The following is a 17,876-nucleotide window of genomic DNA, read 5'->3' as shown; positions in this document are numbered from 1 at the left end:
AAACCCGGGGAGGTAAGGGCTGAACCTCACCGCTCGACCCGGGAGCGCTCGCAGGGCAGGCACAGCCTGGTCGTAGGGATTGCTGTCAACCGGTGAGCGGGGATCTGGCCTCCGCAGATCTCACAGGTGCCGAATGTGCCACGGGTGAGGCGGAACTGTGCGGCGTCGATTTCCGCCAACGCACGGCGCGCACCGGCCCTCAACGCGGCGCGGACCTCATCGTGGGCCTTCGAGCAGGGCCCGTCCGCGTCGTACGACAGGCTGATGAGTTGCTCGAGCCTGAATTCCCGCTCTTGTTCGAGTTCGCGACGGAACCACGCCAGGTCCAGAGAGCGCTCCCCCAGCGGCGCCTGATCCGAAACGACCATTACCCGATCTCCTTGTCGTGCAGGGCGCACCGTCAGGTACCCGGGTCAGGGGTCGAGTAATACCTTGACCGCGCCGGGCGGCGACGCGCGTGCCGGCGGCGGACGGCGGGTACCGCGAGGACGACGTGATGACGACCGTGTCGACGAAAGGCAGAAGATGAGCAGCGATCCGACGACGAGGTACGCCCGGCCGGACGAGCAGGAGCCGCAGCAGCAAGAGCACCCTGGACACAGCGGCTCGATGAGCCCTGAGCCGGACTACGGCGAGAAGACGTACCGGGGCAGCGAGAAACTGGCCGGCAAGCGCGCGTTGATCACCGGTGGCGACTCCGGGATCGGGCGCGCCGTCGCGCTGGCGTTCGCGCGCGAGGGCGCGGACGTGATGATTTCTCACCTCGAGGCCGAGGAGCAGGACGCGCGGGAGACCTGCCGCCTCGTCCGGGAATCGGGCAGTACGGCGGCCGCGCTGGCAGGCGACATCCAGGACGAGCAGCACTGCCGTCGCCTCGTCGAGCAGTGTGTGCAGGAGCTCGGCGGACTCGACATCCTGGTCAACAACGCGGCGTACCAGATGTCGCAGGACGGGATCGCGAAAATCTCCACCGAGCAGTTCGACCGGGTGATGAAGACCAATGTCTACGCGATGTTCTGGCTCTGCAAAGCTGCCCTGCCGCATCTGAGCGAGGGGTCGGCGATCGTCAACACGACGTCGATCCAGGCGTACGAACCGTCGCCGAACCTCCTCGACTACGCCACCAGCAAGGCCGCGATCCTCAACTTCACCAAGGGGCTTGCGCAGGAGCTGGCGCCGAAGGGCATCCGGGTCAACTCCGTCGCACCCGGCCCCATCTGGACGCCGCTCATCCCGGCGACCATGCCCGCGGAGAAGGTCGGCGAGTTCGGCGCCGACACACCGCTGGGCCGCGCCGGTCAGCCGGCCGAGCTGGCGCCGCTGTACGTGTTCCTCGCCTCGGACGACTCGACGTACGTCACCGGCGAACGCATCGGCGCCACCGGTGGACGCCCGCTCCCCTGAGCGGTCGGCCCGCGGGTGGTTCGGCTCGCGGCCGGCGGGAACCGGAGCGGTATGACGGTGAAGCTGAACAAGAAGGCATTCGAGCACGCGAAGGACCTGGTCGGGAAAGGCCAGACGGTCAAGGACGAGCGGGACGACTGGAGCGAGCACGCCCCGACCGCGGCCGAGCAGAACGAGTACCTGGACAAGCACGGCTGGAGCGACTACAGCCTGTGGTTCCTGGGCGTGGACGACGAGATGGGCGAGGAGACGAAGGGCCACTACGAGTTCCCGTACGGCGACTTCCGCCGCGTCCACCGCTGCGGCGTGATCAGCGCCGAGTCACGCGCCGCGCAGTACAAGCACCCCGAGATCCAGGACGCCCTCGAAAAGATCCACGAACTCATCGACGGCGACCACGCCTGAGTAGATCGAGTCGGTCCGGCCGACGCCCGGACCGACTCGATCGTCAGGACCTGATCGTCAGGACTTGCCGGGCAGGAACTCCTGGACCTTCGACTTCACGCCTTCCTTGACCATGCTGACCCGGTCGCTGTCGCCGCGCACGATCGACTCCAGCGCCTTCTCCAGCTGGTCCCAGGTCGCATGCGGAGGGATCGGCGGTACGGCCGGGTCGGTGCGGAACTCGACCACACACGGCCGGTCCGAGCGCAGCGCCTCGTCCCAGGCCGGCGCGACCTCCTCCGGCTTCTCCGCCGTCACGCCGTGCAGCCCGAGCAGCCGCGCGTACCCGGCGTACGGGAACTCCGGCAGCTCCTGAGAAGGCAGGAACTGGGGCGAGCCGCCCATCGCCCGCAGTTCCCACGTCACCTGGTTCAGATCGTTGTTGTGCAGTACGGCGATCACGAGCCGCGGATCCGCCCACTCCTGCCAGTACTTCGCGATCGTGATCAGCTCGTTGATCCCGTTCATCTGCATCGCGCCGTCACCCACCAGCGCGTACGCCGGCCGGTCCGGCAGCCCGAACTTCGCGCCGATCACGTACGGCACGCCGGGCCCCATCGTCGCCAGTGTGCCGGACAACGATCCGCGCATGTCGTCGCGGAACTTGATGTGCCGCGCGTACCAGTTCGCGGCCGACCCCGAGTCCGCCGCCAGAACGGCGTTCGACGGCAGTCGCCCCGACAACTCGTGGAAGACCAGCTCCGGGTTGATCGGATCGGCCGACGTGTGCGCCCGCCGCTCCATGACCTCCCACCAGCGCGCGACGTTCGACTCGATCCCCGACCGCCACGACCGGTCGTTCTTGCGCTGGACCAGCGGGATCAGCTCGCGCAAGGTCCGGGCCGCATCGCCGACCAGGTTGACCTCGAACGGGTACCGCATCCCGATCATCGTCGGATCCAGGTCGATCTGGATCGCCCGCGCCTGGTCGAACGCCGGCAGGAATTGGCTGTACGGGAAGTTCGATCCGACCACCAGCAACGTGTCGCAGTCCATCATCATCTCGTACGACGGCCTGGTGCCGAGCAACCCGATCGAGCCGGTCACCCACGGCAGGTCGTCGCTGAGAACATCCTTGCCCAGCAGGGCTTTCGCGACACCGGCGCCGGTCATCTCGGCGAGCGCCGTGACCTCGTCGACCGCACCGCGCGCACCTTGACCGACGAGGATCGCGACCTTCTCCCCCGCGTTCAGGATCTCCGCGGCCCGGTCGAGCTGGTCGGCTGCCGGGACCGGCGCCGACCAGCTCAGGTCCAGGCTCGACGGCACCATCTTGAACGCGTGCGACGGCGCCGTGTACTCGAGCTCCTGCACGTCCGACGGGATGATCAGCGCGGTGACGGTACGCCGGGAAGCCGCGATCCGGATCGCCCGGTCGAGCACGTTCGGCAGTTGCTCCGGGACCATCACCGTCTCGATGTACTCCGACGCGACGTCCTTGAACAGCGTGTGCAGGTCGACCTCCTGCTGGTAGCTGCCGCCCATCGCGGTCCGGGCCGTCTGACCGACGATCGCCACCACCGGTACGTGGTCGAGCTTCGCGTCGTACAGCCCGTTCAGCAGGTGGATCGCGCCCGGGCCGCTGGTCGCCGTACAGACACCGACGCGGCCGGTGAACTTGGCATAGCCGACCGCCTCGAACGCTGCCATCTCCTCGTGCCGCGCCTGCACGAACTTCGGCTCGTTGCCCGCCTTCTCCCAGGCCGACAGCAGTCCGTTGATCCCGTCACCGGCGTACCCGAAGACATGGTCGACACCCCAGTCACGCAGGCGTTGAAGTACGTAGTCGCCAACTGTCGTGCTCATATCGATCCTCCCGAAGGCCGAGGCCATCCGCCGGTACCCGGGGCATACCTGAACAAACCGGGTTTCGGTCGCGCCGCCGTGGTCACCGGGGAGGAGCACTCCGCGCACGATCACAGAGGAGATTCAGGTGGGACAGGTCGTCGTAGTGACCGGGGCGAGCGGCGGGATCGGGCGGGCGAGCGCGGTCGCGTTCGCTCGCCGCGGGGCGAAGGTCGCGCTGCTGGCGCGCGGCGAGACGGGACTCGCGGCCGCCGTGGACGATGTCGAGCGAGCCGGCGGTACGGCGCTGCCGATCGAGGTCGACGTCGCCGACCACGAGCAGGTGGACCTTGCCGCCGCACGGGTCGAGAAGGAACTCGGCCCGATCGACGTCTGGGTGAACGTCGCCTTCAGTTCGGTTTTCGCGCCGTTCCTGGAGATCGAGCCGGAGGAGTTTCGGCGGACCACGGAAGTCACGTACCTCGGTTACGTGTATGGCACCCGCGCCGCGCTCACCCGGATGAAGCCGCGCGACCACGGCACGATCGTCCAGGTCGGATCGGCGCTGGCCTATCGCGGGATCCCGCTGCAGTCGGCGTACTGCGGCGCGAAACACGCGATCCAGGGCTTCCACGACTCCTTGCGCTGTGAACTGCTCCACGACAAGTCGAACGTGCACGTGACGATGGTGCAGATGCCGGCCGTGAACACGCCGCAGTTCTCCTGGGTGCTCTCACGTCTGCCCAAGCACCCGCAGCCGGTGCCGCCGATCTTCCAGCCCGAGGTCGCCGCGGACGCCGTCGTGTACGCCGCGGATCATCCGCGTCGGCGCGAGTACTGGGTCGGCGCCCCGACGGCTGCCACCCTGATCGCGAACAAATTCGCCGCCGGGCTCCTGGACCGCTACCTGGCCCGCACCGGGTACAAGGCACAGCAGACCGACGAGCCGGCCGAGAAGCCGGCGAACCTGTGGGCCCCCGCCGACGAAGACCGCGATTACGGCGCGCACGGCGTGTTCGACGACCGCTCGACCAACCGGAGCTACCAGGTCTGGGCCTCGCGTCACCGCGGCATGGTCGGCGGCGCCCTCGCTGCCGGCGCAGCCGCCGCGACCGTCTACCTCACTCGCAACCAGCGATAGTCCCGGACCCGCGGGGATAAGTCCGAGGGGTGATTGGAGACAGCGGCATCGGGCACTCGATGGGTAGCGAGTCATCGGAGGTGCGCCGTGAAGATCGGATATTTCCTCTCCAGCGAGGAGTACACACCCGCCGAGCTGATCGAGCAGGCCCGAATGGCCCAGGAGGCCGGGTTCGACGGGCTGTGGATCAGTGATCATTTCCATCCCTGGAACGACGAACAGGGCCAGAGCGCGTTCGTCTGGTCGACGATCGGCGCGATCTCGCAGGTGTCCGAGTTGCCGATCACGACGGCGGTGACGTGCCCGACGGTGCGGATCCATCCGGCCGTCATCGCCCAGGCGGCCGCGACCAGCGCCGTACTGATGAACGGCCGGTTCACGCTCGGGGTCGGGACCGGCGAGGCGCTGAACGAGCACGTGCTCGGATCCGTCTGGCCGACGATCGACGTACGGCTGGAGATGCTCGAGGAAGCGGTCGAGATCATGCGCCGGCTGTGGACCGAGGACGGGTTCGTCAGCCACCACGGCAAGCACTACACCGTCGACACCGCCCGGATCTACACCCGGCCGCAGCAGCCGCTGCCGATCTACATGTCCGGATTCGGGCCCGAGGCAACCGATGTCGCGGCACGGATCGCCGACGGCTACATCACCACGACCCCGGACCGGGAGCTGCTGCAGCGGTTCCGCGACAACGGCGGCGGCACCAAGCCGACCCAGGCCGGGTTCAAGGTCAGCTACGCACCGACCGAGGCCGAGGGTGTCGAACAGGCTCACCGGATCTGGGGCAACTCGGGTCTGCCCGGTGAACTCTCCCAGGTGCTCCCCTCGCCCCGGCACTTCGAGCAGGCCAGCCAGCTGGTGACCAAGGAGGCGACGGCCAAGTCCGTCGCCTGCGGCCCGAAGGCGGATGACCACGTCGACGCGTTCACGCCGTACGTCGAGGCGGGCTTCGACGAGGTGTACGTCGCGAACATGGGACCGCACACCGTCGACATGATGAACCTCTACCGCACCGAGATCCTCCCCGAACTCCGCCTCCGCAAGGAGCATCCTCATGAGTGACCACGAAGCGTGGACCACGATCGACGTCGCGCCGAACATCGTCTTCGACCGGCTGTCCGACCTCGACCGGCTTCCCGGTTACCTGCCGTGGCTGACCGAGCTCCACCCGATGTCGCCCCGCCCGGTGGAGGCCCAGGGCCCGGAGGTGCGACTGCCACACCAGGCCGTGCACCGGGAGGTCGACCTGACGGCCGGGGACTCGCACGAGGAGGGGTGGGTCGACGTCCTCGACGAGGACCGCATCCTGCGGTGGGGTACCGAAACGCAGAGTGACTATCACGGCGAACTGGTGGTCGACTTCGTCGCCGACGGCACGTCGAAGCTCACGGTCCGCCTCCGGACCAGCCACGACGACGGCGTCGACGCGAAGCTCGGGCAGGCGCTGACGGAGCTCAAGGCCGCCCTGGAGCAGGAGAGCAGGCACCCGGAGAGCGAGCCGGAAGCCTGATCGCGGAATCGGGTGGGGTCCCGGTAGCGCTCGGTGGTGCTGACAGAGGGTAGGATGGTTTCTCGATCGCACATTCAGGAGCGGTGAATTCTGAGCCGTGTTCCTGGGGGATCCTCTGGACGGCTCCGCGTGGCGTCTCGTCGGCGGGTTGATCTTCGCGCGGTCTGGCTTTCCGCCACGGCTCCGTCGTGGCATGACACAGGAGGAAACGTTGGCCCGACGAGGTCAGCGCCAGCCCGGCGCTACCCGTTCCGCTCCCCGTCGACGGCGTCGTGTCCGCGACGGCGAGTCAGACGGTCTGATCCAGGTCCTCGCACAGGCCGTGCGCGAGGTCGAAGGCGCGGTCACCCGCGGTGCGATCAAGCCGTCGACCCGGACGAAGTTCCAGGTCGTCGCCCTGCTGGTCCGCGAGGAGCGGGCCCGGGTGAACGGCGCGGAGTCCGCCACCGAGGCGTACCGCACCGAGCAGCTCCGGCGGCTCGACGGCATTGCCACGATCCTGGCGAAGACCGCCGCGATGGATCCGACGCTCCTCGGTCTGCTGGCCGAGGACGCAGTGATCTCTGAGGCCGCAGCCGCCCTCCGGCGGCAGATGCTTGAGGACGCCGGCATGGAGCTGCCCGAGGAGCCCGAGCCGGTGCAGCCGGTCGCTCCCCCGGAGACCCAGACCAGGCGAGTGGTGCCCCAGGCCGTCGTGTCCCGGCAGCTGGCCAACCCGTTCCTGGCCCCGGACTTCTCCAGCCCTCCGCCGCGCCCGGTCCATGCCAGTCGGCTGGCGGGCTGGGAGCTCATCGGGCCGCTGCTGCGATCGTTCGAGCACGCCGGTGCCGCGGCGAGCATGAAGCTGCCCGACCCGACCTCCCTCCAGCTGACCGGCGGCATCGACGCACTGCGACTGCGCGGTCTCGAGCTCATGCCGCACCAGGCCGGCGTGATCGCTGCCGCGGCCGCCGGGCATCGCACCTTCCTCCTCGCCGACGAGCCGGGTCTCGGCAAGACCGCCCAGGCCCTGCTCGCCGCCCAGGCTGCTGAGGCCTACCCGCTGCTCGCCGTCGTCCCGAACGTGGTGAAGACGAACTGGGCACGCGAGGCCAACCTGTGGACCCCACGCCGTACGCCGACCGTCATCCACGGCGACGGTGACACGATCGACGGCTTCGCCGACATCGTCGTGGTGAACTACGAGGTCCTCGACCGGCACGTCGGCTGGCTCGGCGACCTCGGCTTCCGCGGCATGGTCGTCGACGAGGCGCACTTCATCAAGAACAAGAAGTCACAGCGGTCACGCAACGTGCTCGAATTGTCGAACCGGATCCGCAACCGCACGGTCCGCCCGCTGCTGATGGCCCTCACCGGTACGCCGCTGATCAACTCGATCGAGGACTTCACCGCGATCTGGGAGTACCTCGGCTGGATCGACGAGAAGGCGCCGCGGGCCGAGCTGATGGAGAAGCTCGACGACACCGATCTGACTCCGGCCGACCCAGGCTTCTCGGCCGCCGCGCGGGCGAGCGTGATCGACATGGGTATCGTCCGCCGCCGCAAGGTGGACGTGGCCGCGGACATCCCGGCCCGCCGGATCGCCGACCTGCCGGTCGAGCTGGACGGCGCCGTCGGCCGCTCGATCCGCGCCGCCGAGCGTGAGCTCGCCGACCGGCTCGTCGCCCGCTACAACACCGCGCTCGAAACCCGCCGTTCCGGCATCGTCGTGGACGGGATCGACCACGACCTGGTCCGCCAGGTGGCCGGCTGGGAGCGCACCGAGATGGCGGCCAAGAAGACCGGCGAGAACGTGTTCAGCCTGTTCCGCCGGATCGGTCAGGCCAAGGCCGGCCTGGCCGCGGACTACGCGGCCCAGCTGGCACAGAACGTCGGCAAGGTGGTCTTCTTCGCCCGCCACATCGAGGTGATGGACGCCGCCGAGGAGCTGTTCGCCGAGCGCGGCATCCAGTTCTCGTCGATCCGCGGCGACCAGACCGCCCGGACCCGGCAGAAGAACATCGATGCGTTCGTGAAGGATCCCGAGGTGTCGATTGCGGTCTGCTCGCTGCTGACCGCGGGCGTCGGCCTGAACCTGCAGGTCGCCTCGAACGTCGTCCTCGCCGAGCTGTCCTGGACGAACGCCGAGCAGACGCAGGCGATCGACCGGGTGCACCGGATCGGGCAGGACGAGCCGGTCACCGCCTGGCGGATCATCGCCGCGCAGACGATCGACACCCGCATCGCCGACTTGATCGACGCCAAGGCCGGCCTGGCCGCCAAGGCGCTGGACGGGTCCGACGAGGAGGTGGGCGCCTCCGCCGACTTCCAGCTCGAGGCCCTCGCCGCCCTCCTCACCCAGGCCCTGGAAGCAGCTGCCTGATCTAGCCTGACAGCTCGCCCACCGGCAGTTCGACGTCGACCTTGTTGGTTGCCGGGGCGAGCGGGCAGGTCCATTCGGGGCTGTAGGCGCAGGACGGGTTGTACGCGAAGTTCAGGTCGACGACGAGCCGGCCGGCGCCCAGGTCGCCGCCCAGGTCCGCGCCCTTGACGGTGTCGATCAGGTAGCGGCCGCCGCCGTACGTCGACCGGCCGGCGAGCGCGTCCTTGAGCGGCACGAAAATGCCGCCGCCGTACGACTCGAGCCACCACACGTCCAGGTCCCCGACCGCCGGCAGGTGCAGGACGCCGATCAGCGAGAACGGGATCACGCCGTCCGTGGCCGACTCGAACTCCCACCGATCCCGTTTCACCTCCGTGTCGATCACCGCGTCGAACCGCAACTCCGGCCGGTACTCCCCCACCGGCGCGCCGCCGTACGCCGCACGTTCGTCCTCGGGCACCGGTGAAGCGGGATGATGCATGAGCAGGTCGTCCCGCCCGGCCCGCCACAGTGCGTGAGCCGCGGCCGGATCGCTTTCGGCGCGGACGGATTGGTAGAGCGCAAACACGCGCCGGCGCCAGTCGGCGACAGCCAGTGCGGGTGCTGCGAATTCCACGATGTCTCCAGTTAGCTCTTGAGGGCTTCGGCGGACTTCGCCCAATTGCCGTGCAGGCGGTCCAGGTACGACTGGGCTTGTGAGCCGGCCTTCCGGCCGCGGGCGAAGATCCGCATGTTGCCGCCGCCGGCGTTGTAGCCGAGGGCAAGCAATTCGTCCTTCGTGTAGAGGTCCGCGCGCTTGCTCGGCAGCCGTTTCGCCAGGTCGTGCAGGTGCCAGGCGGCGGCCTCGATCGCAAGCGCGGGGTTGTCCGGCAGCTCCTCCCACTTCCGCTTGGCGAAGTCGCGCCCGCGTTTGGTCTCGTCGAACGCCGGGCGGTGCATGTTGGCGATCCCGAACGCCGGGTCCGAGTCGACCTCGGCCCACTGGCGTTCGAACTTCGGGTCGTGCGGCTTGTAGTCCTCGTTGTACAAGATTGCCATCAGCAACTGTGGGTTGATCCCGGCCTGCTGCGCGTAACGACGGACCTCGGGAGCGAACCGGGCCGGGTCGTAGTCGTCGTACCACGGCTTCGTGCTGGTCGCGGTGGTCGTCGTGGTGGTCGTCGTGGTGGGCGTCGGCTTCGGCTTCGTGGCCGTCGGCTGGGTCTTCGGCGCGGAGGCGGTCTTGGTGCCGTTGTCCGAGCAGGCCGCCCACACCCCCACCAGAAGCACCCCGACCGCCACCCATGACCAGCGTTTCGCCACCTGCACGCCTCCAACTTAGCCGTACGGCGAAGTCCGGCTGTCCAAGGAACGCAACTTTTGCATCAACTCGGGCAGAACGGCGCTGGGCCGGGCATCAGGGCCGCATGATGTGTGGACGGCAGCCGGGTGGTCCGGAGGGGGGCCACCCTCTGCCGTCTCAGTGGAGGACGACGTAGATGACGCTGATCGACCCGACCCAGGAGAGCGCCGCCTCGGCGTTCGCCCATCTTGCGGTCGAGTTGCACGACGCCACCGGGGTCGAGGAGACCATCGACGCGGTCGTCCAGTTCGCTCTCCAAGCGCTCCGGTGCACGTACGCCGGCGTTGCCTTGACTGCCCGCGGCTCGCGGCCGGAGATCGCCGCGGTGACCGACCCGGTCGTCGCCGAGGTCTACGAACTCCAGCTCGGCAAGCAGAACGGGCCGCTGGTGACCGCGATGCGGGAACGGCGTCCGGTGCTGATCCGGGACACGCTCGCCGACGTTCGCTGGCCGGAGTGGGCCGCGAAGGTCGCGACCCTGGGCGTCCGCAGCGTTCTCGACGTACCGCTGGCCACCAGCCGGACGGTCGGCGTGCTCGGGCTGTACAGCCCGGATCCGGACGCGTTCGCGGCCGATGACGAAGCGGTCGCGCACATCCTGGCCCGGCACGCCTCGGTCGCGCTGGCATCCGCCCGCCATGAGGAGACCATGGCGCAGGCGATCGACGCCCGGAAGCTTGTCGGTCAGGCGATGGGCATCCTGATGGAACGCTTCGACATCGACGGCGACCGGGCCTTCGCCGTACTGAAGCGCTACTCGCAGGACACCAACACCAAGCTGCGGGACGTCGCGCAACAGCTCATCGACACCCGCAAGCTGCCGTAGCCGCCGACCTAGCGGGCCAGCGTGGTGCTCGGCAGTTCGCCGTACTGCTCGAGGTAGGCCGCTGCCATCCGGCCGTGGTGATGAAAGCCCCAACGGGCCGCGATCTCGGCGACGGTGCGCCCGGCCGGATCGGCGGCCAGCAACTCCGAACGGACCTCGGCCAACCGGAGCCGCCGAAGCTCGCCGAGCGGCGTCGTGCCGACGTGCCGCTGGAACGCTGTCTGCACGGCCCGGACGGTGACGCCGGCCGCGGCCGCGATGTCGCCGATCGTGATGGCCTGATCGAGGTTCAACTCCATGAAGGCCACCGCCCGCCGGACGGTGCTGGGTCGCGGGTCGGCGCTGTCGCGCTCGGCCGCCGCGGTGTTCGGGAAGGCGGCAAGCACGCTCGAGGCGAGCAGTTGCGAGACCGACGCGCGCACCAGCGGCGAGTCCTGTACGGCGGGATCGGACAGCTGATCACCCAGGTAGGCGATCGTCCTCGACAGCTGACGCGCCGCCGGGCGTGAGTACGGCCGGTGGGACAGCAGCCGGACCGGCGAATCGTCCTTCCGGCCTGCGCCCGCGACGCGGGTCAGCAGCGCCGGGTCGAACATCGTGATGCTGTACGACGACCGGCAGACCTTGCCGGAGAACGGTCGCTCCGGAGGGGCGAACGAGACCAGGTCCCCTGGGCGGAACTCGTCCTTCCAGCCGTCGGTGGCGTGGTTCTCGATGCTGCCGGAGACCACCTCGCACAGGCAGATCTTGCCGAGCGGGTCGGCGTCGTAGCTCATCTCGAAACCGATCTCGAGCCGGTCGATGCTGATCGAGTCCGCGGCGGCCCGGGAGATCCGGGTGCTCGCGTCCTTCGCGGTGCCGCCGATCTGCATCTTGGTGTAGGCCCGGTTGAGGAACTCCTCGGTCCTCGCCAGGTCCCGGCTCTCGAAGTGCAGGGAATCCATCGCCCCATACTGCACGGCACCACGGACACCGCACCACTCACGCGTGGCCTCCGTTTCGCTAAGAAACGAAGGCCACACGTTTGCTTCAAACGGGTGTTACCTGCCTTGAAGAACGTCGAACAGGTGCGTGTGGTCGTTGGTGCCGAGAACCGCGTCGGCACCCGGGCCGTTGGCCCAGACCGGGACGACCGCACCCGTGTGCTGCTGGCTCGGCGGCACGGCCACCGGGGCCTTGCCGTCGCCGCCGAAACCGGCGGTGCCGTAGGTCAGAGTCAGCGTCTGGCCGTCCTTGGTGGTCAGGTTGGTCGACCAGCCGGTCGGCAGACCCGAGCCGGAGGCGTCCTCGCCGACGATCTGGCTGGTGTGCGCGTGGTCCGCGGTCACGACGACCAGCGTGTCCGGGTGCGTCTTCTGGTAGTTCAGCGCGACGCCGATCGCCTTGTCGAACGCGACCGTCTCACCGATCTGGCCGCAGGCGTTGGTGGCGTGGTCCTGCTTGTCGATCGAGGCACCCTCGACCTGCAGGAAGAAGCCCTTCTTGTTCTCCAGCAGGCTGATCGCCTTCGACGTCATGTCCGACAGGCTCGGCTCATTGGACGGACGCTGGTTCTCCTTGCAGGACTGCGCCGCGTTGCCCTTGCCGAGGGAGGCGGTCGGGCCGCTCCACTCCAACGACATGTTGCTGCTGTTGAACAGGCCGAGCACCGGCTTGTCGTCGTTGACCGACTTCAGACCGGCGGCGTCGGTGACGTACTGAATGCCCTTCGCCTTGGCCTGGTCGACGACCGTCTTGCCGGCGTACGGACCGCCGGTGATCTTCTGCTCGAACCGGGCGCGGCCGCCGCCGAGCAGTACGTCGACCTTGTGGTCGACCTCCTGCTCCGCGATCGAGCCGAGGCCGCCGGCCGCCTTGGTCTCCTGGGGGCACGCGGTCATGTCGGCCGGGCCCTGGCACCCGCGCAGCGACATGTGCGAGGCGAGCACCGCCGGCGTGGCGTCGGTGATCTCGGCGGTGGAGACGTCGCCGACCTTCAGGCCGCGCTTCTGCGCCAGCTCCAGGACGGTCTGGTAGTTCGTGCCGGGGACGTTGTCGGCGCTGCTCGGACCCTGCGAGATCCGCTCGTCGATCGTCTTCTTGCCGGTCGCCCAGCTCGAGCCGGTGGAGGCCGAGTCGGGGTCGTAGTCCGGCTTGTACGGCGGCTTGGCGGCGGGCTTCACCGACCAGGTCGTGTCGAAGCCGGTGTAGCGGGCCCGGTCGACGTTGAGCTTGTTCTGGACGCCCTGGTAGTAGCGCGCCGCGGTGATCTCCTGGGTGCCCATACCGTCACCGAGGAAGAAGATCACGTTCTTCGGCCCGCGCTGGGGCTGGTGCGACGCCGACTCGGCAGCTGAGTCGTCGCCGCGAGCCGTGTCGAACGCCCCGCTGGCAGCGGCCGAGGCCATCCCTGCCGCAGCAATCACCGAGGCCGCCGCGAAGGCGGCCACGAATGCCTTTTTCCTGATCATTCCGGGCCTTTCTGGTAGGTCAAGACAGCTGGAACCTAGGGGTCGCCACCGGACGTGAGGTGGCCAGGACGTGACCACCAGATGACGCCACCCGGCGTACAGCTGAGAGAACGCTGAGTGGCGACGCGACCGGAAAGCGCTTGCTAGAGTGGCACCGTGATCTATGAGCTGAACCATGTCGGCGGCCCGGTGCGGGATCTCGAGGCGAGCTTGTCGTTCTACGACGGTCTCGGCGCGGAGGTGGTCGACCGGTTGTTCATGTCGAAGTCACGCGTTCACCGGGTGCATGTCCAGATCGCCACCGGCCTGGTCGAGCTGCTCCACCCCGAGCAGTCCGACCCGGAGGCGACGTACGGGCTCAACCATGTCGGCTTCATGACCGACAATCTCGACGGCGACTATGCGCGGCTGATCGCGCTCGGGTACGGCGAGATCTCGTCGCCCCGGGTCGCGGGCAGCGGTCAGGGCCGGCTCGCGTTCCTGTCCGATCCGAACGGCGTACGGGTCGAGCTGCTGCAGCGCTCGGAGGAGTTCCGGGTGCCGCCGATCACCGCCGGTCCGGTGCACGGTCTGTCGTACGTGGCTGTGGCCGCGCCCGATCTCGACGCGGCGATCGAGTTCTACGGCACGCACCTCGGCATGGGACGCATCGCCGACGACACGTTCCGGATCGGCGCCGACGCGGTCAAACTCGTGCCTGACGCCGCGTCCGCCATCGACCACCTCGGCCTGACCGCCGCGGAACCCGCTGCCGACACACAGGACCCCGACGGCAACCGCGTCGTGTTCCTCCCCGCCGCCTAACCGCGCGCGACCCGCTCGGCAGCCCGCTGGGCAGCCCGCTCGACGACCCGCTCGACGACCGGGCGCCACGACTCGAGCGGTGCGACCTCGAGTCCGACGACCTTCCCGGCATCGTCGGCCCGCCGCAACGCGACCGCCGCGGCGAACTCAGGATCGTGGCGGAAGGCCCGGACCTGGTCCTCCGACAGCGCGCCACCCTGAGCGACCAAGGTACGGCGACTCGACGCGGACAACCGCTCCGCGTGAACCGCGTCCGTCGCCACCAGGTACCGCTTCGCGACCACGTGCAGCTCCACCAGCCGCGCCACCCGCTCCCCCAGCAGACCTCGTACTGCGTCCGCGCCGTGCCGGCCATGACCTGCATCGTCGCCGGGCCGCAGCAGGTGACCGATGTCGTGCACGAGCCCCGCGACCTGGAGCTCCTCGTCGTCCGGGAAGTCGCGGCGCAGCAGCTCGGCGCACTGGCGGTCGTGATCGAGGATGTCGACCGGATCGCCGCTGCGGTCGGGCATGTCCCATGCGTCCTCGCAGTCCGCGAGCAGGTTCATCAGGTCATCGACGGTTCTGATCGACATGCCGTGGAGCGTAGGCAGCCGAGGTGAACGGCCGCCCTTAGCCTTGGGCAATGTTCGACTACGACGCGGAGATGCGGTTCTATCGCTCGCGGTTTCGCGATGCATGCGGCGTACGCGACGGGGATCGGGTGCTCGACGTCGGTTGCGGTGGTGGGCAGACCACGCGGGACGCGGCGGCGGATGCCGGGCGAGGCAGTGTGCTTGGTGTCGACGTATCGGAGCGGATGCTTGAGCACGCCCGTCGTCAGCCGGTGCCGAACGTCGACTACCTGCTGGCCGACGCTGCGACGTACGAGTTCGAGCCGGAGTCTTTCGACGTCTGTATCAGCCGGTTCGGCGTGATGTTCTTCGAGGACCTGGTTGGTGCGTTCACCAATCTGCGGCGGGCGTTGCGTCCGGGCGGCCGGCTGGTGGTGCTGGTCTGGCAGCCGCGGGCGGAGAACGAGTGGGCGCGGGTGATTCCGGAAGCCATCGGCGGGACGTTCCGCGACGAGTCGGCGTTCGCGCTCGGGGCGGAGGACGTGACGCGGGACATCCTCACATCTGCCGGGTTCGCTGCTCCGACCTTCACCGCAGTTCATGAGCCGCTGTTCTACGGGGCAGACGTCGAGGCGGCGTACGCGAATGTCCTCCGGCTCCGGGAGCCGCAGGCGCTCCTCGCGGAGCTCGACCCAGCCGCTGCCGAGCGTGCGGAGGCGGCCCTGCGGGCGATGCTCGCAGCGCACGACACGGGCGACGGCGTCCTCTTCGAGTCAGCGGCCTGGATCATCACGGCCGAGTGACGGGCGTCACATCATGACGTGTCGCATTCACCGGGCCTCGCTCGACGCACAGGCATAACCAACCGAACAAGGAGCATCTGATGCGTACTCTCATCACCACCGCGTTCATCTCTCTCGATGGTGTCGTCGAGGCTCCCGGCGGCGAGCCGGGCTACCGGAACTCCGGGTGGACGTTCAAGGACATCCCGTTCGACGAGGCGGCGTACGAGCTCAAGGGCACCGAGCAGGACGAGGCGACGGCACTGCTGCTCGGCCGGGTCAGCTACCAGTCGTTCGCGCCGGTCTGGCCGGGGATGACGGTCGAGTTCGCCGGCTACAACGCGATGCCGAAGTACGTCGTGTCGACCACGCTGCAGGACAGCGACCTGGTGACGAACTGGGGCGAGACCACCATCCTGCGCTCACTCGACGACGTCGCCGCACTCAAGGAGACCGAGGGCGGCCCGATCATCGTCAACGGCAGCGCCACCCTGAACCGCAACCTGTCCGACGCCGGCCTGATCGACCGCTACCACCTGCTGGTCTTCCCGGTCCTCCTCGGCGCCGGCAAACGCCTCTTCAGCGACGCCGACCGCGACAAGCTCCCCCTCACCCTCACCGACAGCGCCTCCTACCCCAACGGCATCCAGAAACTCGTCTACACCGTGAACCACTGACCGCTGTACTGACCCCTGTACTACGGTTCGGGGATGGGTGTTCTGGGGAGACGCGGGGACGACCACTACTTGCCCGACTCGGGCATCCTCGTGGTGCTGGACGTATGGGATTCGATGGACCACGAGGAGACGTCCGACAACGATGCGCATCCGGTCGGCTCGCTCGGTCGCTCGGGGCACGGATGGCTGTACGTCGCCGGCGGGGACGGCCCTTGCGTCGTACAACTGCAAGCGCACGACGACCCACCGGGTGACGAAGTCCCGGACGCGTGGACAGACGTCGTCGAGCTGCCGTACCGGAGTCCGTCCGGCGTCGTCGCGCTGAGCGACCTCATGAGCGGCCCTGGCGAAGACCACCTGAAGCTCGGTGATCCGGGCCTGTACCGCGTCCGACTGGCACACCGGCCGTTGCCGCCGACTCCCCTGCCGGACGACGAGGACGACCTCCAGCCGACCGACGTCTGGCACTTGGACTTCTGGCCGGTTGCCGGAGAGGTGGAGCCGCCGCGGTGGATTCGCCGGGCCAGGCCGCCGGTCTGGGCGCCGGATCCGGGCTGGGGTTCGGTGCTCGGGTTCCAGGAGATCGAGGTCGCGAACGTGATCGAGTGGTTCGGGAAGCCCGACGGTGTGAGCGCCGACGAGATCGACGCGTGGGGCGCCGATCACCATCGCGGCCCCGACTGGCTCGACCAGCCGCTCCGCCAGGGTCCTCCGTCCCGGCCGGACTGGCCGAGCCTCGGGGAGCTCGCCGGTCAGGTCGACGTACCCGAGCCAACCACCCGCCGCGAGCTGCTACCGCTCTACCTCGCACTCCACCTGATCAGCTTCGACGGCTTGCGCTACCGCGCGGTTGAGCACCCGCCATCCGCTGAGGACGTCGTCCAGCTCCCGGCGCAGGCAGTCACGTTCCTCAAGGCTTCCCGGGCGGTGAAGCAGTACACCGGCTATGCCGCCGACATCGTGTCAGTGGCGCTCTGGGGCGGCACCGAACAGACCGTCGCATCGCTCGCCGAGCGGACGTGCGCGTCGGAGGTCGAAGTACGAGCGACTCTCGAGTACGCCGAATCGCGCGGCCTGCTGCTGATCGACCGGACCGGCGACAACCTGTCCTTGACGGTACGGAGCCGGCGCCATGCCCGCTGAAACCCCGGAGGACTACTTGCGGCGGGTCGACTCCGTGCTTGGTCGGGTGATTGATGACGTGGTTGAGGCCGTCGGGGTGCCGTTGTCGGTGAGTCTGGATAGCGGGGTTCCGGATCTGCCGGCCGAGCATTACGGCGTGCTGGTGCGGGCGATCGTCGGGCAGAACATCTCGAATGTTGCCGCTCAGGCCATCTTCGGGCGCATTCTCGAGCGGTTCGGCGGGCGCACGCCGACACCGGAGGAGTTGCTGGCCGACGAACCGGACGCGCTGCGAACCGCCGTGGGGTTGTCGCATGCGAAGACTGCCTCGTTGCGATCGCTCGCGGAACATGTGATCTCGGGTGAACTGGAGCTGGAGCGGCTGCCGGACCTTCCGGATGACGAGGTGGTCGCTCAGCTCACCGCCATCAAGGGGATCGGGCGGTGGACGGCGGAGATCTTCCTGATCTTCCACCTGCTCCGGCCGGATGTGCTCGCGGTCGGCGACCTCGAGATCCGGCGGACGGTCGAGGCGGTATACAAGCTGCCGGAGCTGCCCAAGCCCGCCGAGGTCGAGAAGCTGGGGCAGGTGTGGCGGCCGCAGCGGACGCTGGCCGGGATGTACCTCTGGCGCTGGCGAGCGGTCCAGCGCGGCGAGGCATGATGTGAC

19 protein-coding genes are annotated in these 17,876 nt (G+C 68.7%); 12 read left to right on the top strand and 7 right to left on the bottom strand.

The annotated features are described in order from the left end of the window. Positions 1-26 precede the first annotated feature (26 nt). A complete protein-coding gene (locus EV653_RS08635) occupies positions 27-368 on the bottom strand; it encodes a TraR/DksA family transcriptional regulator (RefSeq protein WP_134099841.1) in 342 nt (113 codons plus the stop codon). A gap of 157 nt (positions 369-525) precedes the next feature. Between EV653_RS08635 and EV653_RS08630 the strand changes: the two genes are divergently transcribed. Together EV653_RS08630 and EV653_RS08625 are read left to right on the top strand one after the other, a co-directional pair. After that, positions 526-1,404 carry an SDR family oxidoreductase gene (locus EV653_RS08630; RefSeq protein WP_134099838.1) on the top strand — a complete coding sequence of 293 codons (879 nt, stop codon included), beginning with the start codon at positions 526-528 and terminating at the stop codon, positions 1,402-1,404. A 51-nt stretch (positions 1,405-1,455) separates the two neighbouring features. Then, positions 1,456-1,809, top strand: coding sequence for a hypothetical protein (locus EV653_RS08625; RefSeq protein ID WP_134099835.1), 354 nt, complete (start codon positions 1,456-1,458; stop codon positions 1,807-1,809). Between the two features lie 57 nt (positions 1,810-1,866). Here EV653_RS08625 and EV653_RS08620 read toward each other — a convergent pair whose 3' ends face one another. Then, positions 1,867-3,654: a thiamine pyrophosphate-requiring protein gene (locus EV653_RS08620; protein ID WP_134099832.1), complete on the bottom strand. Its 1,788-nt coding sequence runs from the start codon at positions 3,652-3,654 to the stop codon at positions 1,867-1,869. A gap of 127 nt (positions 3,655-3,781) precedes the next feature. On the opposite strand from EV653_RS08620, the gene EV653_RS08615 reads away from it, so the two are divergent. From EV653_RS08615 to EV653_RS08595, 4 genes are all read left to right on the top strand, one after another. Then, entirely contained in the window at positions 3,782-4,774 is a 993-nt protein-coding gene (locus EV653_RS08615) for an SDR family oxidoreductase (RefSeq protein WP_202871511.1), read from the top strand. Between the two features lie 87 nt (positions 4,775-4,861). Next, positions 4,862-5,839, top strand: a complete 978-nt coding sequence (locus EV653_RS08610) for a TIGR03557 family F420-dependent LLM class oxidoreductase (RefSeq protein ID WP_134099829.1) — start codon at positions 4,862-4,864, stop codon at positions 5,837-5,839. Then, complete coding sequence (locus tag EV653_RS08605) at positions 5,832-6,287, top strand: SRPBCC family protein (RefSeq protein ID WP_134099826.1); 456 nt, start codon at positions 5,832-5,834, stop codon at positions 6,285-6,287. The genes EV653_RS08610 and EV653_RS08605 overlap by 8 nt, the downstream gene beginning before the upstream one ends. Before the next feature lie 193 nt (positions 6,288-6,480). Continuing rightward, positions 6,481-8,649 (top strand): DEAD/DEAH box helicase, encoded by a 2,169-nt coding sequence (locus EV653_RS08595; protein WP_238159632.1) that lies wholly within the window; start codon positions 6,481-6,483, stop codon positions 8,647-8,649. A gap of 1 nt (position 8,650) precedes the next feature. Here EV653_RS08595 and EV653_RS08590 read toward each other — a convergent pair whose 3' ends face one another. Beyond that, a complete protein-coding gene (locus tag EV653_RS08590; protein WP_134099823.1) occupies positions 8,651-9,265 on the bottom strand; it encodes a DUF1684 domain-containing protein in 615 nt (204 codons plus the stop codon). An 11-nt stretch (positions 9,266-9,276) separates the two neighbouring features. Further along, positions 9,277-9,957 (bottom strand): transglycosylase SLT domain-containing protein, encoded by a 681-nt coding sequence (locus tag EV653_RS08585; protein WP_202871510.1) that lies wholly within the window; start codon positions 9,955-9,957, stop codon positions 9,277-9,279. 170 nt (positions 9,958-10,127) lie between these two features. On the opposite strand from EV653_RS08585, the gene EV653_RS08580 reads away from it, so the two are divergent. Then, the gene (locus tag EV653_RS08580; RefSeq protein WP_134099820.1) at positions 10,128-10,817 is read left to right on the top strand and encodes a GAF and ANTAR domain-containing protein; all 690 of its coding nucleotides are present in this window, start codon (positions 10,128-10,130) and stop codon (positions 10,815-10,817) included. An 8-nt stretch (positions 10,818-10,825) separates the two neighbouring features. On the opposite strand, the gene EV653_RS08575 is transcribed toward EV653_RS08580, so the two are convergent. Both EV653_RS08575 and EV653_RS08570 read right to left on the bottom strand, forming a co-directional pair. Further along, positions 10,826-11,761 carry an AraC family transcriptional regulator gene (locus EV653_RS08575; protein WP_134099817.1) on the bottom strand — a complete coding sequence of 312 codons (936 nt, stop codon included), beginning with the start codon at positions 11,759-11,761 and terminating at the stop codon, positions 10,826-10,828. Between the two features lie 96 nt (positions 11,762-11,857). Then, positions 11,858-13,267: an alkaline phosphatase gene (locus tag EV653_RS08570; RefSeq protein WP_134099814.1), complete on the bottom strand. Its 1,410-nt coding sequence runs from the start codon at positions 13,265-13,267 to the stop codon at positions 11,858-11,860. 156 nt (positions 13,268-13,423) lie between these two features. On the opposite strand from EV653_RS08570, the gene EV653_RS08565 reads away from it, so the two are divergent. Then, positions 13,424-14,071 carry a VOC family protein gene (locus EV653_RS08565; RefSeq protein ID WP_134099811.1) on the top strand — a complete coding sequence of 216 codons (648 nt, stop codon included), beginning with the start codon at positions 13,424-13,426 and terminating at the stop codon, positions 14,069-14,071. On the opposite strand, the gene EV653_RS08560 is transcribed toward EV653_RS08565, so the two are convergent. After that, positions 14,068-14,646, bottom strand: coding sequence for an HD domain-containing protein (locus EV653_RS08560; RefSeq protein WP_134099808.1), 579 nt, complete (start codon positions 14,644-14,646; stop codon positions 14,068-14,070). The two genes, EV653_RS08565 and EV653_RS08560, sit on opposite strands and share 4 nt — an antisense overlap. Before the next feature lie 50 nt (positions 14,647-14,696). On the opposite strand from EV653_RS08560, the gene EV653_RS08555 reads away from it, so the two are divergent. The 4 genes from EV653_RS08555 (at position 14,697) to EV653_RS41615 (ending at position 17,870) form a co-directional block, all read left to right on the top strand. Beyond that, positions 14,697-15,428, top strand: a complete 732-nt coding sequence (locus EV653_RS08555; RefSeq protein ID WP_134099805.1) for a class I SAM-dependent methyltransferase — start codon at positions 14,697-14,699, stop codon at positions 15,426-15,428. An 80-nt stretch (positions 15,429-15,508) separates the two neighbouring features. Next, positions 15,509-16,084 (top strand): dihydrofolate reductase family protein, encoded by a 576-nt coding sequence (locus EV653_RS08550; RefSeq protein ID WP_134099802.1) that lies wholly within the window; start codon positions 15,509-15,511, stop codon positions 16,082-16,084. A 33-nt stretch (positions 16,085-16,117) separates the two neighbouring features. Beyond that, positions 16,118-17,227, top strand: a complete 1,110-nt coding sequence (locus EV653_RS08545; protein WP_134099799.1) for a DUF6042 family protein — start codon at positions 16,118-16,120, stop codon at positions 17,225-17,227. After that, entirely contained in the window at positions 17,217-17,870 is a 654-nt protein-coding gene (locus tag EV653_RS41615; RefSeq protein WP_134099796.1) for a DNA-3-methyladenine glycosylase family protein, read from the top strand. Before EV653_RS08545 ends, EV653_RS41615 begins: the two co-directional genes overlap by 11 nt. Positions 17,871-17,876: the final 6 nt, after the last annotated feature.

Source organism: Kribbella pratensis, from assembly GCF_004365355.1.
Taxonomy (GTDB): domain Bacteria; phylum Actinomycetota; class Actinomycetes; order Propionibacteriales; family Kribbellaceae; genus Kribbella.
This window is presented reverse-complemented; position numbering and strand designations above follow the sequence as displayed.